General features: G+C 64.3%; 15 protein-coding genes. 6 read left to right on the forward strand and 9 right to left on the reverse strand.

Translation table 11 applies throughout. The features are described from left to right. Position 1 precedes the first annotated feature (1 nt). Together FRF71_RS08530 and FRF71_RS08535 are read right to left on the reverse strand one after the other, a co-directional pair. On the reverse strand, positions 2-1273 hold the full coding sequence (locus FRF71_RS08530; protein ID WP_147090252.1) for a cytochrome P450: 1272 nt from the start codon (positions 1271-1273) through the stop codon (positions 2-4). After that, entirely contained in the window at positions 1274-1861 is a 588-nt protein-coding gene (locus FRF71_RS08535) for a carboxymuconolactone decarboxylase family protein (RefSeq protein ID WP_192899995.1), read from the reverse strand. It abuts the gene before it with no gap. 20 nt (positions 1862-1881) lie between these two features. On the opposite strand from FRF71_RS08535, the gene FRF71_RS08540 reads away from it, so the two are divergent. From FRF71_RS08540 to FRF71_RS08550, 3 genes are read left to right on the forward strand one after another with little or no spacing between them, the layout of a single operon-like run. Further along, the gene (locus FRF71_RS08540; RefSeq protein WP_238339151.1) at positions 1882-3282 is read left to right on the forward strand and encodes a cytochrome P450; all 1401 of its coding nucleotides are present in this window, start codon (positions 1882-1884) and stop codon (positions 3280-3282) included. Beyond that, positions 3283-3684: a putative quinol monooxygenase gene (locus FRF71_RS08545; protein ID WP_147090256.1), complete on the forward strand. Its 402-nt coding sequence runs from the start codon at positions 3283-3285 to the stop codon at positions 3682-3684. Then, positions 3684-4193 (forward strand): nuclear transport factor 2 family protein, encoded by a 510-nt coding sequence (locus FRF71_RS08550; RefSeq protein ID WP_147090258.1) that lies wholly within the window; start codon positions 3684-3686, stop codon positions 4191-4193. The genes FRF71_RS08545 and FRF71_RS08550 overlap by 1 nt, the downstream gene beginning before the upstream one ends. 1 nt (position 4194) lies before the next feature. On the opposite strand, the gene FRF71_RS08555 is transcribed toward FRF71_RS08550, so the two are convergent. Genes FRF71_RS08555 through FRF71_RS08565 form a run of 3 tightly spaced genes read right to left on the reverse strand, consistent with a single transcriptional unit; the run spans position 4195 to position 6702 of the window. Beyond that, complete coding sequence (locus FRF71_RS08555; RefSeq protein ID WP_147090260.1) at positions 4195-4548, reverse strand: nuclear transport factor 2 family protein; 354 nt, start codon at positions 4546-4548, stop codon at positions 4195-4197. A gap of 11 nt (positions 4549-4559) precedes the next feature. Further along, positions 4560-5087 (reverse strand): VOC family protein, encoded by a 528-nt coding sequence (locus tag FRF71_RS08560; protein WP_147090262.1) that lies wholly within the window; start codon positions 5085-5087, stop codon positions 4560-4562. A gap of 1 nt (position 5088) precedes the next feature. Next, entirely contained in the window at positions 5089-6702 is a 1614-nt protein-coding gene (locus tag FRF71_RS08565; protein ID WP_147090263.1) for a fatty acid--CoA ligase, read from the reverse strand. Positions 6703-6796: 94 nt separating this feature from the next. On the opposite strand from FRF71_RS08565, the gene FRF71_RS08570 reads away from it, so the two are divergent. After that, positions 6797-7225 carry a PaaI family thioesterase gene (locus tag FRF71_RS08570; protein WP_161597919.1) on the forward strand — a complete coding sequence of 143 codons (429 nt, stop codon included), beginning with the start codon at positions 6797-6799 and terminating at the stop codon, positions 7223-7225. Here the strand turns inward: FRF71_RS08570 and FRF71_RS08575 are convergent. Beyond that, positions 7222-7761, reverse strand: coding sequence for a nuclear transport factor 2 family protein (locus FRF71_RS08575; RefSeq protein ID WP_147090265.1), 540 nt, complete (start codon positions 7759-7761; stop codon positions 7222-7224). The genes FRF71_RS08570 and FRF71_RS08575 overlap by 4 nt on opposite strands. Continuing rightward, on the reverse strand, positions 7758-8762 hold the full coding sequence (locus FRF71_RS08580) for an NADP-dependent oxidoreductase (protein WP_147090266.1): 1005 nt from the start codon (positions 8760-8762) through the stop codon (positions 7758-7760). Before FRF71_RS08580 ends, FRF71_RS08575 begins: the two co-directional genes overlap by 4 nt. A 136-nt stretch (positions 8763-8898) precedes the next feature. Here FRF71_RS08580 and FRF71_RS08585 point away from each other — a divergent pair, with 136 nt between their 5' ends. Further along, complete coding sequence (locus FRF71_RS08585) at positions 8899-9846, forward strand: SDR family oxidoreductase (RefSeq protein ID WP_147090267.1); 948 nt, start codon at positions 8899-8901, stop codon at positions 9844-9846. Between the two features lie 49 nt (positions 9847-9895). Here FRF71_RS08585 and FRF71_RS08590 read toward each other — a convergent pair whose 3' ends face one another. Continuing rightward, on the reverse strand, positions 9896-11128 hold the full coding sequence (locus FRF71_RS08590) for an aromatic ring-hydroxylating oxygenase subunit alpha (RefSeq protein ID WP_147090268.1): 1233 nt from the start codon (positions 11126-11128) through the stop codon (positions 9896-9898). 95 nt (positions 11129-11223) lie between these two features. Further along, on the reverse strand, positions 11224-12234 hold the full coding sequence (locus FRF71_RS08595; RefSeq protein ID WP_345336507.1) for an NADP-dependent oxidoreductase: 1011 nt from the start codon (positions 12232-12234) through the stop codon (positions 11224-11226). Positions 12235-12561: 327 nt separating this feature from the next. On the opposite strand from FRF71_RS08595, the gene FRF71_RS08600 reads away from it, so the two are divergent. Continuing rightward, a complete protein-coding gene (locus tag FRF71_RS08600; RefSeq protein WP_192900056.1) occupies positions 12562-15258 on the forward strand; it encodes a TonB-dependent receptor in 2697 nt (898 codons plus the stop codon). Positions 15259-15377: the final 119 nt, after the last annotated feature.

Here is a 15377-nt window from a genome sequence, read left to right on the forward strand (position 1 = left end):
GTCAGCGCCTCTTCGGTTCGAATTCGATGTGCAGTTCGGCCAGGCTGCGCAGCAGGAAGTGGGGCCGAATCGCGAAGTCGTTCTTGCCTTCGGCGAACCACATGTCCTCGAACCGGTCGACTGCCGCAGTGAAGCCCCAGGTCAGCTCACGCCGGGCGAGCGGTGCGCCGAGGCAATGGTGCGTGCCCGAGCCAAAGCCCATGTGCGCCCCGGCCTTGGGCCGATCGAGGTCGATCTTGTCGGGATTGTCGAACGCCCGTTCATCGCGATTGGCGGCGGCGAAGCGGACATTGACCATGGCACCGTCAGGAATCGTGATCCCGCTCAGCTCGGTGTCGCGCGCGCAGAACCGCATCAGGCTCTGCACCGGGCTCTCCAGCCGCACGACTTCTTCGACAAAGGTCTTCATGTAGCGCTCGGGATCAGACTTCAGCTGATGCCAGATATCCTTGTTTTCGATCAGTAGCTTCATGCCGGCAGCGAGCGCATTGGTGGTGGTTTCGCTGCCGCCGACGAAGGTATCGGCCATCATCTCGGCGTGGAGTTCGTTGTCGTTGAGCGGCCGGCCCCATTCGGGGATCACGGTGTTGACCAGCACGGAGATCAGCGATTCATCCGGATTCTTGCGCAGGCGTTCGAAGATCGGCTGGAAGTAGTGCTGCGCCTCGATCTCGCGGTCGACCATTTCGAGGTGTTGATCCTCGGGCAGCATGAACGAAATGCGCTGGAAGAAGGCATCGGTCCAGCGCTTGATCTGCCACATGTCCTCACGCGGCGCGCCCATTTGCTCGCCGATGATGAACAGCGGCAAGGGCACGGCAAACTGGCTCACCCAATCGCAATGGCCGTCGGGCAGGAAGGCATCGATCAGGTCATAGGCCAGCGATTCGACCTTTGAATCGATCTCCTTGATCCGGCTTGGCTTGAACGCCTCGTTGAACATCGCCCGCATCTGCTTGTGATTGGGATCATCGCGCCCGTTGAGCGTCGGCGCAGGCACCCAGCCTTTTTCCGCAAAGCGGCTCGCCACCTTGGCCGCGCGTTCGAGCGTGCCGTCGCCGGCGCGGAAGGCGGTGTTCTTGGACGTGCTGGGAAAGGCTTCGGCATCGGTCAGCACCCGCCGGACATCTTCATAGCGGGTGATCACCCAGATTTCGGTTCCCGGAATGTTGTAAGCCGGCGCCTCGTCGCGCAGCGTCTTGTACGCGGCATAGGGGCACTGCTGTACCCCCGGATCGAACAGGTTGACGGCGACGTCTGACTTGCTGGCCATTTAGCGGACCTCGATGCTGGCTTGGCCCCAGGGGGCAATCGTTTCGGCGTGCTGGAAGGCCTCGGGCAGTTCCTCGACCATGTGCCAGGTCGCGGCGAGCCGGCCGAAGCCGACGAAGAAAGCGCAGGTCATGCCCAGCTCGACAATCTCAGCCTCGCTGAAATGGCGGCGCAGCTCGGCATAGTGGGCATCGCCGATCGCCAGGTGGTCGGTCGCCATCAGCTCGCCAAAGCGGATCGCGGCCTTTTCGGCGTCGGACAGGTTCTCCGCCTCCTGCGGGCGTTCCAGCGAGCAGACCAGGGCTTCGTCAAGGCCGTCATCCAGCGCATCGCGATAGCGGATCGCCATGCAGCTGCGGCACTGGTTGAAGAAGGCGATCCGCAGCCGCACCAGCTCGACCAGCCGCTCCGGAAGCGCGCGGCCGACCTTCAGCGCGCCGGCGAACTTCATCAGCCCCAGCGCCTGTTCCGGGCAATGGGCAAAGAACCGCGTCAGCCCCTGTTCCAGCGGGCTGCGGCTGTCGGGATCGATCGCGGCCTGCAGCCGCGGGTCCCACTCGCTGGGGGCCAGTTTGCTGATCCGGCTCAACATGCCTCTCCAATCTGCCAATGGCGGGGAAGGGGAGGATAGATTTCATTGCCGGGGCCAAGAACTGGCGAATTGATGCAGGCGGGGAATGTCGATTGGCCAAGCACTGCAACCACCAGCTGAGCGCGATGGCCTGCCCGGCCAGCCTGTCCGACGTCGATCTGTTCGGCCCCGGCGCGGCTGAGCACTGGTATGAGGCCTATGACATCCTCCATGCCGAGGCTCCGGTGCTGCGGCTGCCGGGCGAGGGTCTGACGGGCGAGCGCGATGCCTTTATCCTGACCAAATATGCCGACATCGAACGCGTGGTGAAGGACTGGGCGCGCTTCCCGCCGACACTCTCGCTGCTGCTTGAGCAGATCCGGCTGACCGGCCAGTTGCCGCAGCAGATGCCCGATATCGATGCGATGGTGCAGTCGATCTATACCCTGCGCCCCACGCCAGAATTGTGGCGCGCGCACCGGCAGGAGCTGACCGACCCCTGGGTCGGCCCCGGCGCGTCGCGGCACAAGGCGATGATCGAAGGCCACGTCGATGCCCTGATCGATGGCTGGATCGCTGGCGACAGGGTAGATTTCGTCGGCCAATTCGCCCGGCCGCTGCCGCAGCGGACCATGGCATCGGTGCTGGGTTTTCCGCTGGAGGACATTCCCCGGCTGGAAATCTGGGGCAATGCCCAGGTCATGTCCTATGTCCACGGCTGCGGGCACAACAACAAGCTTACACCCGAGCAGACCGCCGAGAAGTTCCGCCTGCTGGCGGGCTTTGCCGACTATGTGCAGGACCAGGTGCGGGAAAAGCGCGCCCGCCCGGCGGACGATATGATCTCGTTCCTGACCCAGGTCCATTACCAGGCGCTGGACCGCAAGCTGACCGATGGCGAGATCGGCGGCGTGGTCTATGCCATGGTGATCGGCGGGCTGGAGACGACCCAGTACGCGATCTGCGAACAGGCCCAGCTGGTCTGCGAAACGCCCGGCCTGTTCGAACGGCTGCGCGCCGACCGGAGCCTGGTGCGCACCTTCATCGAAGAGGGGATGCGGCTGCGCTCTCCCACCCAGGGCCTTTCGACGCGGGTAACCTCGCAGGACGAGGTGTTCCAGGGTGTCGCAGTGCCCGCCGGATCGACCCTCCACCTGCGCTGGGGCGCCGCCAATATCGATCCCGATGAGTTCGAGCACGCCAAGGAACTGCAGCTCGATCGCAAGGCCGTGACCCGCCACCTGGCCTTCTCGGCCGGGCCGCGCGTCTGCCCCGGGGCGGGCCTTTCGCGGCTGGAGCAGACCATCGCCTGGAACCGCCTGCTCGATCGGCTGGAGGGCATGGCCTACGCGCCTGACAACGATTTCCTGCACCAGCCGGGCATCATGCTCGGCACCAACCGCCTCAACCTCACCTTCACCCCGTCACGGGAGGCCTGAATGACCACGCTCCTCGCCCACATCCGGATCAAGCCCGGCAAGGAAGAGAAATGGGAAGCGATCATGCGCGACATGGTGGCCCAGACCTTCGCCACCGAACCGGGCGTGCGCCGCTATGAATACTGGAAGGGTCAGGAGGAGAATTCCTACTACTGCCTGCTGTCCTTCACCGACAAATGGGCGTTCTATCACCACCAGATGTCCGACCACCACGAAGGCCACGATTTTGGTGACGTGCTGGCCGGGATCAAGCTGGAATACATCGACCCGGTTGAGGGCGCCGACGGCGGCCTCAGCCATACCGACGATCCGCCGCTTCCCGCTGACGCGACCCCGGCCCAGCGCACCGCGCAGGAGCGTTTCCCGCTCAGCATCCCAGCCTGGTGGAAGGAGCGCGCCTGATGGACCCGGCGCTACAGCAACTGCTCGACAAGCAGGCCATCACCGAGGTCATCGCCCGTTATTCGCGCACGCTCGACTGGCTTGACGATGCAGGGCAGGCGACCTGCTACTGGCCCGATGCCCAGGTCGACTACGGCTTCTTCAGCGGCACGGCGGCCGATTTCCTGCCTGTCGTCATGGCGATCGAGCGGCAGAGCCAGCGCCGCTGGCACATGCTGAACAGCGTCCAGATCGCCTTCACCGGCCCCGATGCGGCGAGCGTCGAATGCTATGGCCTTGCCACCGGCATCCGCGAAACCGATGGGGTCTGGACTGGTAACCTCTATGGCGGCCGCTACCTTGATGAATTCGCGCGGCGACAGGGTGAATGGCGGATCGCCAAGCGACAATACGTGATGGACTGGTCGGTCCCGCTTGGCCCCCAGAACGACGGCACGCCCAACCCGGTGCTGCCGCTGCCGATCCTGGAAATCATCGCCAGCGGGCACCCGATGTACCGGCCGATGTAGGCTATTCGCCCAGCGGCGGGTCCATGTAGTCGCGGTAATAGGTCAGCCTGCCGCCTGCGACCTTGTAGATGCCGCAGCCGCCCTTGGTGCCGGCGGGGGAGTGCATGGTCCAGCGGGACCAGACGGCGTGATCGTCGCCGCAGATTTCGTCGATGGTGAAGTGGATTTTGCGGTCGCCCATTTCCTCGACCATCTTGGACATGAACTGGTGGATCGCCGCCTTGCCATTGTAAGTCCCATAGACCGGGTCCTCCAGCAGGGCATCCTCGGCGAAGAGGTCGACCAGCTTGGTATAGTCGCCGCTGTCCTGGATCCGCCAGAATTCCTCGATCACGCGTTGGGCTTCGCCGGGCATAGTCTCTCTCCTCAAAGGTTGATGGTGCGGATCGGGTCGCTGCCGTCCCAGCCGTCAGCGGCGGCGGCGACCATGGCGTAGAAACCGGTCAGGCCGGGGCTGGGCTCATAGAGTTCCAGCATGTGGCCCAGGCTGCGGGTGGTATCGATGAAGGCAAAGGCGGTGCCAGTCGCCGTCACGGCATATTGCGCGGTCTGGTTGCCGGCGGCGGCGTGCTCGGCCAGCGCAGCGCCCAGATCGCCTACGAACAGCGCGACGTGGTGCAGGCCGTTGCCGCCCGCCGGGTATATGTCGTGATAGGCGCTCGGGTCCGGGTTATGCTGCTGGACGAACTCGACCATCACGCCGCCCCACTGGCCATAGGCGCTGGAGTGATCGAGCGGGCGGGGCGTGCCGCGATGTTCCGAGCGGCTCAGCGCGACATGGTCGATCACGAAGAACGGGCCAGAGCCGAACTGGCGGTGGTGCGCCAGCGCGGCTGCGCGGATGTCGGGCACGAAGTAGGCGATCTGGCGCGGGGGCAGATCGGCCAGCGTCATGTCAGTTGACCGCGCGGTCCATGCCTTCCCAATAGGGTGCGCGCAGCTCGCGGCGCAGCACCTTGCCCGAGGCATTGCGGGGCAGGGCCGGGATGAAATCGACCGACTTGGGGCACTTGTAGCCCGCCACGTGCTGGCGGCTGTGGGCGATCACTTCTGCCTCGGTCAGGGTCTCACCGGGCTTGACCACGACGCAGGCCTTGACCGCCTCGCCCCACTTGGCATCGGGCACGCCGATCACCGCGACATCGGCGACCTTGGGGTGCGAGTAGATCGCGTTCTCGACCTCGGCCGGGTAGACGTTCTCCCCGCCGGAGATGATCATGTCCTTCACCCGGTCGTGGATGTAGAGATAGCCGTCCTCGTCCATGTAGCCGGCATCGCCGGTGCGCAACCAGCCTTCGGCATCGATGGTCGAAGTGGTGGCCTCGGGCTTGTTCCAGTAGCCCTTCATGTTCTTGGTGCTGCGGGTGGCGATTTCGCCGACCACGCGCGGCGGCACGGCGTTGCCCTCGCTGTCGATGATCTTGATTTCCACGCCGGGCAGCGGCTTGCCGACCGAGCGCATCTTCGGGCTGCCTTCGGGCACGTGATCCTCGGGGTCCAGCGTCACGATCGTCCCGCTGGTCTCGGTCATGCCGTACATCTGCACAAAGCCGCAGCCGAAGCGGTCCATCGCCGCGCGCATCAGGTCGAGCGGGATGGGGGACGCTCCATAAGTGATGAACTTCAGCCGGCTGAAATCAACCTCGGCCACGCGCGGGTGGTTCAGCATGATCTGGATCGCGGCGGGGACCATGAAGATCTTGGAGATCGGATAGTTCTCGATCATCTCCAGTGCCTTGGTCGGATCGTATTCCGGCAGCACGATCGCGCCGGTGCCGGCGAACATCGTGCCCAGGCCCGTGCCGGTGCCGCTGATGTGGAAGCACGGCATGGCCAGCAGCGTCACTTCGCCCGGGATCGGTACCTGCCAGGGCCGCATGTCTTCCACCGCCACCGCTGAAGGCCGCGAGGAGAGGATCGAGCGGTTGGTCAGGATCGCACCCTTGGGATGGCCCGTGGTGCCTGAGGTATAGAGCTGGATCGCATCGTCCTCGGTCCCGCCTTCGCGGTGCGGATCGTCCGCCGGGAAGCCATCGCGCCAGCTGCGGTAATCGGTCCAGTCGGCCGCGCCATCGGAGGTATCGATGCCGATCACGGTGGCGAGGCGCGGCACGGCGGCGCGGGCCTGCTCCACCAGCGGGGCAAAGCCTTCGCCCACGAACAGCACCTTCGCCTGGCAATCGTTGAGGACATAGACCACTTCGGGCACGGCCAGGCGCCAGTTCACCGGGGTCATCACCGCGCCGATCTTCAGCGCGCCCAGCAGCACTTCGAAGTAGAGGTGGATGTTCTTGCCCAGATAGGCGATCCGGTCCCCCGCCTGCACACCCAGCGCGGTCAGGCCATTGGCGGCGCGGTTCGATCCGGCGTCCAGCTCGGCAAAGGTCATCACCTCGTCGCCAAAGGTGAAGGCCATGGCCTGCGGATTGTCCGCCGCATGGGCGCGCACGGCGGCCACAACGGTTTCAAACTGCACGGCAGGCGCGGCTTCGGTCGATGTCTGTCCCATGGCCTTGTCCTTAGGAACTTGGCCCCCGCGAACCATTGGCACATTTCATAGTCCCGCCGCGCGCGTGCATGGTGGACTGTGCCGGCAGGAGGCAATGCCCATGGAACCCAATGCGCCAGACGTCCCCGCCGGCTTCGTCCCGGCCAATTTCTCGCCCGGGTTCCTGACCCTGTCCGGCCCCTATTTCATCCACCGAGGCGAGGGGGAGACGCGGCTCGGCCTGCGGGTGGGGGAGGCCCACGCCAACTACGTTGGCGTCGCCCACGGCGGGGTGCTAGCGACCTTTGCCGATGTCGCCCTGTCCTTCGCCGTGCACGACAGCGAGCGGCCCGCGCTGGCGGTCGTATCCAACACGCTGACGGTGAACTTCCTGTCCGGCACCAAAAGCGGCGACTGGCTCGAAGCCACCTGCCGCCTTGACCGCAAAGGCAAGCGCATCGCTTATTGCAGCGGCGAAATCCGCCGCGGCGACGAGGTACTGATGACGATGACGGGGGTCTATACGATCTTGCGGAAGGATTAACCCGCCCAAGCCGCCGCCACCGGCCAAGCCGGATCGCCCGCGTCATGCTGCCCGCGCGCTTCCTGCGGCACGGCGGACAGGTTCGCCGCGCCGATCTCGCGGAATTCGCGCCAGTCGTAGATGCCGGTGCGCTGCATGATCCGCCATTCGCCGCGGTAAAGGACGAGGCGGTCGACATAGCGGCCGGCGATCACGGCCGAATAGTCCTCGCCCCGGTCGGGGAAGACGGTGGGCAGGGGATAGCCCGGCGGCACGATGTGCATCGCGGTCATATAGGTTTCGGCAATGGCGGCATCGGGGCCATCGGCGGCGATCAGCATCTGGCCGAGCTGATGGTGCGTTGCTACGCAATTGTTGATCACGGCCTGGGCCTGGCCGACGAAGTCCTGCCACGATCCACTAATCGGCCCGAAGGCAAAGGTCGCTTCCGGGTGGAAGATCTGCGGCATCAGCTCCCACCGCCGCCGGTCGATGGCGTGGGCATAGGCCGTCAGCACATCACGGATCGCGTCCTTGTCTGCGAGTGAAAGGGTCATTGCGGCAGCTCCACCAGTACCTTGCCGAAATTGCCCCCGGTGAACAGCCGGGCATAGGCGGCAAGGGTGTTTTCCAGGCCCGTGGTCATGTCATAGGGCAGCGAGAGCTGGCCGGCATCGACCCACTGGCGCAGGCGCGCGGTCAGCGCCTTGCCCTGGTCCATGAAATCGGGCGAGAAGAAGCCTTCGATCCTGAGGCGCTTCATCAGCACCTGATCGAAATTGGCTGGCCCGCGCCGTTCCCCGGCGGTGTATTCCGCCACCAGCCCGCAGACGGCGACGCGGCCATAAAGCGCCATGTTGGCAAGGACATCCTCTAGGATCGGTCCGCCGACATTGTCGAAATAGACGTCGATCCCGCCGGGTATCTCGACCAGCTTTTCGCGCAGGCCCCCGGCGCGGTAGTCATAGGCGGCGGCCAGGCCATAGTCCCGCACCAGCAGCGCGCATTTCTCTGCCCCGCCGGCAATGCCATAGGCCTCCGCGCCGAGCAGCTTGGCGATCTGGCAGGCGAGCAGCCCGGTCGATCCGGCGGCGGCAGAGACGACCACGGCCTCGCCAGCCTTGGTCGCACCCGTCCGTTCGATCCCCCACAGCGCGGTCCAGCCGTTCATGCCGAGCGGACCGAGATGATCGCGCAGGTCGGCCACGCTGGCATCAACCTTGAAGGCCCCGGCCATGACCGGATCGACCACCGAGTAATCGCTCCAGGTACCAAAGGCGCGGACCCAGTCACCTGCCGCAAAGCCCGCCGCGTTTGAGGCGATCACTTCGCCCAGTACCAGGCCGGACATCGGCGTGCCCAGCGGCAGCGGCGGCTGATAGCCATCGGTGCGGTCGGTCATCCACATCCGCGTGCCGGCATCCATCGACAGGTAGCGGTTGCGGATCACGATCTGGCCGGCTTCCGGCGCGGCCAGCGGCACGGTCTGGAGCGACAGCGCTTCGGCAAAGGCATTGCCCACCGGGCGCGCATCCAGTCGCCAGAAACGGTTGTTCATGAACGGCCTCTCTAAAATCCTATCGCCAGCACCATAGGCGCAAAGCGTCCACCGGCACGGCTATCAATTTCGCCGAGCGCGGGGGGCGCCGCATTGCCGTAACGTCAGGGCAACAGATGAGAGGGAGACTATCGAAATGGCCTTGATCACAGTCATTGGCGCGAGTGGCCGCCAGGGCATGGCGCAGGTGCGGCAGGCGCTGGCCGCCGGCTACAAGGTGCGGGCGATCACCCGCAGCGCCGATCCCTTTGCCGGGGAGGATTTTCCCGGGATCGACTCGGTCGAACTGCGGCCGATGGATCTCTACGATACCGATAGCTATGCCGCCGCGCTCGAGGGCAGCGATTACATCTTCTACACCCACCCGCTCCAGGCCCGGGCCGACCGCGCCGTGCTGGTCGGCCAGGTCGGCGCTGCGGCGGCCGCGCTCGACGTCAAGCGGGTGGTCTGGAACACCTCGAGCTGGATTCCGGACAAGCCGGGCGATGCCTTCACCTATGCCGGCAACACCAAGGGTATCAACGCGCTGTGGCGCTCCGGCGCGCCGGGTACAGTGTTCGGCTCGGTCCTGTTCATGGACAACCTGCTGACCAACTGGGCACGGCCGTTCATCGTCGGCGAGGGGCGCTACGTCTACCCGCACAACCCGGAGCTGGAGGCCAACTGGATCAGCCTCGATGACGTGGCGAAGTTCATGCTGGCCTCGCTCGAGCGACCCGACATGGAAGGCGCCTGGCTCAACATCGGCGGGCCAGAGCGGATGCGCGGGCCGCAGGTTGCCAAGGTGCTGAGCGATGCCCTGGGCAAGCCGATCAAGTACGATCCCTGCACCCCGGCCGAGTTCGGTCGCTACCTCGTCGAGGCGGCCGGTGACGGCATGCCGGCGGCGATGCGCGAGGAATTCGCCAAGGGGATCGAGGCCTTCTACGATTACAACAACACCGCCCCGACCAAGCCATTCGCGGTCGATATGGACCATGTCTACGAGCGCTTCCCCGAACTGGAAGGCAAGCTGGAAAGCATGGCCGAATGGGCGCCGCGGCAGGACTGGGGCGAAAAGAACCACCGCCCTGCGTTCGGCTGAGCGGTAGGTCAGAGATTGCGGCGGCGGGGCCTTGCTCCGCCGCCGTTTTCTATTCGGCTGCCAGACTGGGCTGCTCGGCCGCGAAGATCTCGATCAGGTCGTCATCGCTGGCATTGGTCAGCTTGTCGACCCACTGGTGGAACACCTGTCCGCCGCGCTCGTTGCGGCCGAACAGCACGTCTTTCATCAGCCCGCTCTGCAGCGCCTGGTGCTGGCGCTTGCCGGTCTTGTAGTCCTCATCCCGCACCACGATTTCGAGGAAATCGAACTGGTCGTGCGCGGCCTTGATCGCCGCTTCGTCGGTCGGCTTGTGCTCCATCACGTAGAACTGGGTGGTATAGCTTTCGCCCACCTTGTCGCCTGGGAACAGCTGGCTGATCATCGCCCCGCGCAGGCCGCCGCCATAGAAGCTGGCGATCGAGATGTGCGGAAAGATCGTCCAGACGCCCTGGACCAGAACTTCTTGCGGGATCTCGTCATCGTTCATGGCGGCGAGGTCCATTTTCATATCGTCTTCGCCCGACACCTTGATCGCATAGCGCGACGGGGTGGAGAGTCGCTGGTGCGGGCCGAAGGCGAAGTAGTTGGCGCGGTTGTAGAAGTCCGAACCAAAGGTGTTCGCATGGAGCACGGGCAGGTGGTAGAAATCGAGGTAGCCATCGTAGGCCGTCTTCCAGTTCGGGCCGGAGAGGGTGCGCTGGCTGAACAGGTGCCAGCCATCGAATTCGAAGGCCTTCAGCAGCTCGTCATAGCCGCACAGGTAATCGGCGATATCGAGCTTGGAATTGGGGTCGAGCGTCGCCCAGATCAGCCCGGCGCTTTCGTAGACCGGGAAGCGGGTCAGGCAATGCGCCGCCTTGTCGATCGCGCCGAAATCCTGCGGGCTGGCAACGCCGATCAGCGCGCCGTCGTTCTTGAAGGTCCAGCCGTGGTAGCCGCAGGTAAAGCGGCTGGCATTGCCGCTGCCCGAAGCGACCGGGTTGCCGCGATGGGTGCACATGTTGAGAAAGGCCGCAACAGTGCCGTCCTTCTGGCGGGTTAGCAGCAATGGCACGCCGCAGATGTCCATCGCCTTGTAATCGCCGGGTTCGGGCAGTTCGCACGATGGCGCAACCATCAGCGGCAGGCGGCGGAAGATCTGGCGCTTCTCGCGCTCGAACAGCGTCTCATCGGTATAGGCCGATGCGGGGATGCGCACCACTTCGTCGGCCAGTTCCATCGTTCCGGCATCACCATGGGCGATCAGCGAGCGGGTCATTTCGATCAGCGTATTGCGAGCCATTGCAGTTTCCTCAGTCCCAACCCGGGTCTTGTTACTCTCGCGCGCGCGGCGGCGAATTGACAATTGTCATTTTTGGTTGCGAGGCGCCGATCCGGTCAGGGTTTGACCACCAGATTGCCGCTGTGCTGGCCGGTGAACAGCATCATCAAGGCCTCCGGGAAGCGGTCGATCGGCTCAACCACGTGCTCGGGCAAGTGGGCCTTGCCGGTGCGGATCAGCTGCGAGATCTCCTTGATTGCCTCACCGAACCGGGCGGCGTGGTGGCTGACCACGAAGCCGCGCATCGAGGCGTTGCGTTCGGCCAGCCGCAGGTAAAGCTTGGGTCCGCGCACGTCGTTGAGGTTCTGGTACTGCGAGATCGCCCCGCAGATTACCACCCGCGCGCCGCCTCTGGGGCGCAGGTTGTCGAGCGCGGCATCGAGGATCTCACCGCCGACATTGTCGAAGAACAGGTCGATCCCCTCAGGCGCCAGCCGCGCGAGCTGCGTCCCGACATCGCCGGCCTTGTAGTCGATCGCCGCATCGGCGCCGAGCAGGCCGGTGACGAACCCGCACTTGGCCGGGCCGCCGGCAATCCCGATCACCCGTGCGCCGCGCGCCTTGGCGAACTGCACCACGCAGGAGCCGACCGCCCCGGCTGCACCCGAAACCAGCACGACATCGCCCGGCTGCACCTCGCCCACCGCGACCAGCCCGACCCAGGCGGTGAGGCCCGTGGTGATGCCGAGCAGGCCAATGAAGTCCGATGGGGAAACGCCTTGTTCGGGCACCACCTTGGTCAGCGCGGCGGCGTCCATCAGCGCCATGGTCTGGGCCGAAAGCAGGCCATAGGCCCAGTCACCGACCGCAAAGCCGGGATCGCTGCTGGCCACGACCTGGCCAATCCCGAAAGCGCGAATGGTCGAGCCAAGTGTGACGCTCTCGTGGAATCCTTCGGCATCGAGCGTGGTACGAATCCAGGCGTCCATCGAGAGGGTATCGACCTTGACCAGCACCTGGCCGGCCGGGACCTGTTCGATCGTTTCATCCACGATGCCGAAGTCGGACAGCGAAGGCATGCCGGCGGGGCGCTTGGCGATGGTAACGCGGCGGTTCTGGTAAGCGATGACACGTCTCCTGTATTTTCAGCGCACAGGTTAAGCGCCCGAATGCCGCCAACCAACTGGCAAAACCGCGTGGCAGAATGGCCACGCCCGCCCCTTCGCATAATATGCGTATACGTATGCCATCTTCCTGCCGAGGCGGCTTGGCCCGTATCTGCAGGCTTCCACGGGAGGAGGAGCCGCATACCCGGCCTGATTCCGCATGGGGCATTGCGCCGGGGGACTGGACCTGTCGGCGCGGTTTAGGGAGAGTACATCGTGGCACTTCGCACCCGTCTTGCCGGTGGCCTTGGGGTATCGGCCATCGCACTTGCAATTTCCGCTGTGGCCATGCCCAGCGCCGCCTTCGCGCAGGATAGCGCTGAAGCTGATGAAGCCGCTGTCGAAGACGGCGCGATCATCGTCACCGGCTTCCGCGCATCGCTGGAAACCGCCGTCAACAAGAAGAAGACCTCGGAAGTGATCGTCGAATCGATCTCGGCCGAAGACATCGGCAAGCTGCCCGATGCTTCGATCGCGGAATCGATCGCCCGTCTGCCGGGTCTGACCTCGCAGCGCCTGTCGGGCCGGTCGAACTCGATCTCGATCCGTGGTTTCGCCCCGGACTTCTCGACCACGCTGCTCAACGGCCGCGAGCAGACCTCGACCGGTGACAACCGCGCCGTCGAATACGATCAGTACCCTTCGGAAGTCGTCAGCCAGGTCAACGTCTACAAGACCCCGATGGCTTCGCTGATCGGCCAGGGCCTGTCCGGCACCGTCGACATGCGCACGATCCGCCCGCTCGACGCCGGCAAGCAAATCCTCACCATCGGTGCCCGCGGCTCCTATGCCGATCTCGGCAAGCTGAACGCCGGTTCGAAGGACTTCGGCTATCGCGTCAACGCGCTCTATGTTGACCAGTTCGCCGATGACACCATCGGCATTGCGCTGGGCGCCTCGTACGTCGACGAACCTTACCAGATCCAGGAATTCAACGCCTGGGGTTACCCGACCGATGCCGGCGATGCCGTGATCGGTGGTTCGAAGTCCTACGTCACCAGCACCCAGCTGACCCGCTTCGGCCTTAATGGTACGCTGCAGTGGAAGCCCTCGAGCACCTTCACCACGACGCTTGATGCCTTCTACACCGATTTCAAGGATGACCAGATCAAGCGCGGCATCGAACTGCCGCTCTATTGGTCGGCCGCCACGCTGTCGAACCCGACCCGTAGCAACAAGTTCATCACTGCCGGTCAGTACAACGGCGTCAAGGGCGTGGTCCGCAACGACGTGTTCCAGCGCAATGCCAAGCTCTACAGCTTCGGCTGGAACAACAAGTACGAAGGCGATGATGGCTGGAAGGCCGTGCTCGACCTGTCCTACTCGAAGACCGACCGTAACGAGCTGAACCTCGAATCGTACTCGGGCACCGGCCGTAACGCCGTCGGCGCCACCGACACGATCCGCTTTACCAGCGGCACCGAGGGCACCGTGTTCGCGCCGACCCTCAACTACGGCGATTACAACCTGATCCTGCTGACCAGCCCGCAGGGTTGGGGTGGAAACCAGACCGCCCCTAATGGCACGACCATTATCAACGGCCAGGACGGCTACTACAACGACCGAATCGTCAAGGACGAGATCTGGCAGGCCCGCGCCGAAATTTCGAAGGACCTCGATGGCTTCATCTCGAGCGTTCAGGTCGGGGCGAACTACACCGATCGCTCGAAGAACCTGGTTCCGGATGAGTACTTCCTGGGCTTGACTGCCAACACCAATGGCACGACCAGTGTCGCGGTGCCCAGCCAGTTCCGCCTTGGAACGACCAACCTGTCCTTCCTCGGTTTGGGCCCGATGATCAGCTATGATCCGCTCGCGCTGCTTGACGCCGGGATCTACAAGCTAGTGCCCAACGCTTACGGCGACGTGGCGGTGAAGAGCTATGCGGTCAGCGAAAAGATCCTGACCCCTTACCTCCAGGCCAACCTGAAGGGTACGCTGGGTTCGGCTGACCTGACCGGCAACATCGGGGTCCAGGCCAATTTCACCGAACAGAAGTCGGTTGGCGCTTCGGCCACCTACCTTGGCGCGCTGCCGAATGGCGCTCCGAACATCGGTGTCCGCACGCAGTCTGACTCGGTTCGCTACACGGACATCCTGCCGAGCCTGAACCTCTCCTTGCGCTTCCCGAACGATATGGTGATCCGCTTTGCCGCGGCGCGCGAGATCATCCGGCCGCGCATGGATGACATGAAGAACTCGCTGAACTTCAGCTACACCTTCGCCACAGTCGGGGGCGTGCCGACGGCCTTCATCACCGGTGGTTCGGGCAACCCGGACCTGCGTCCGTGGCGCGCCAATGCTATCGACCTGACCTTCGAAAAGTACTTCGGAACGAAGGGCTATCTGGCGCTGCAGCTGTTCTACAAGGATCTGAAGAGCTACGTTTACAACCAGGATATCGACATCCCGGCCTCGGAACTGGTGCTGGCGCCGCCGCCTCCGGGTATCGCGGTTGCTCCGGTTGCCAAGATCAATGTGCCGATCAATGGCAAGGGTGGCGAGCTTTATGGTGTCGAACTGGCCGGTACCCTGCCGTTTGACACCTTAAGCCAGGCGCTGTCGGGCTTCGGGATCACGGGCGGTGTCTCTTACACCGAAACCAAGATCCTGCCGAACCCTGGTGGCAAGGCCGAAGATCTGCCGGGCTATTCGAAGTGGGTCGCCAACGGCACCCTGTTCTTCGAAAAGGGCGGCTTCAACGTCCGCGGCTCGATCCGTTACCGTTCGACCTTCGTGGGTGAAGTTTCGGGCTTTGCAGCCAACCGCGTCCGTCGCCGCGCTGCTCCGGAAACCATCATCGACGCCCAGATCGGTTATGACTTCCAGCCCGGTTCGGCGCTCGAAGGGCTCTCGCTCTACATCCAGGGCCAGAACCTGACGAACGAACCGTTCATCACCACCAATCCGGGCGATGTGCGCCAGGTGATCGACTACCAGCGTTATGGTCGCCGGTTCCTGGCAGGCTTCAACTACAAGTTCTGAAGTCCATGAGGGGGGAGATGGGGTTTCCGGCACGGGTCGCACCGCCGGAGCCCCATCGATCTTCGCTTGATTATCCAGTCCAATACGAGACTAACGCGCGGACAAATTGCGCGCGGAGA

The organism is Novosphingobium ginsenosidimutans (assembly GCF_007954425.1).
GTDB classification, from domain to species: domain Bacteria; phylum Pseudomonadota; class Alphaproteobacteria; order Sphingomonadales; family Sphingomonadaceae; genus Novosphingobium; species Novosphingobium ginsenosidimutans.

What these genes read in the sequence shown, in the direction of transcription:
- FRF71_RS08565 (WP_147090263.1), bottom strand. Translation starts at nt 6,702, where the DNA reads ATGGGACAGACATCGACCGAAGCCGCGCCTGCCGTGCAGTTTGAAACC.
- FRF71_RS08555 (WP_147090260.1), bottom strand. Translation starts at nt 4,548, where the DNA reads ATGCCCGGCGAAGCCCAACGCGTGATCGAGGAATTCTGGCGGATCCAG.
- FRF71_RS08560 (WP_147090262.1), bottom strand. Translation starts at nt 5,087, where the DNA reads ATGACGCTGGCCGATCTGCCCCCGCGCCAGATCGCCTACTTCGTGCCC.
- FRF71_RS08550 (WP_147090258.1), top strand. Translation starts at nt 3,684, where the DNA reads ATGGACCCGGCGCTACAGCAACTGCTCGACAAGCAGGCCATCACCGAG.
- FRF71_RS08530 (WP_147090252.1), bottom strand. Translation starts at nt 1,273, where the DNA reads ATGGCCAGCAAGTCAGACGTCGCCGTCAACCTGTTCGATCCGGGGGTA.
- FRF71_RS08540 (WP_238339151.1), top strand. Translation starts at nt 1,882, where the DNA reads ATGGCGGGGAAGGGGAGGATAGATTTCATTGCCGGGGCCAAGAACTGG.
- FRF71_RS08585 (WP_147090267.1), top strand. Translation starts at nt 8,899, where the DNA reads ATGGCCTTGATCACAGTCATTGGCGCGAGTGGCCGCCAGGGCATGGCG.
- FRF71_RS08600 (WP_192900056.1), top strand. Translation starts at nt 12,562, where the DNA reads ATGCCCAGCGCCGCCTTCGCGCAGGATAGCGCTGAAGCTGATGAAGCC.
- FRF71_RS08590 (WP_147090268.1), bottom strand. Translation starts at nt 11,128, where the DNA reads ATGGCTCGCAATACGCTGATCGAAATGACCCGCTCGCTGATCGCCCAT.
- FRF71_RS08570 (WP_161597919.1), top strand. Translation starts at nt 6,797, where the DNA reads ATGCCCATGGAACCCAATGCGCCAGACGTCCCCGCCGGCTTCGTCCCG.
- FRF71_RS08545 (WP_147090256.1), top strand. Translation starts at nt 3,283, where the DNA reads ATGACCACGCTCCTCGCCCACATCCGGATCAAGCCCGGCAAGGAAGAG.
- FRF71_RS08580 (WP_147090266.1), bottom strand. Translation starts at nt 8,762, where the DNA reads ATGAACAACCGTTTCTGGCGACTGGATGCGCGCCCGGTGGGCAATGCC.
- FRF71_RS08575 (WP_147090265.1), bottom strand. Translation starts at nt 7,761, where the DNA reads ATGACCCTTTCACTCGCAGACAAGGACGCGATCCGTGATGTGCTGACG.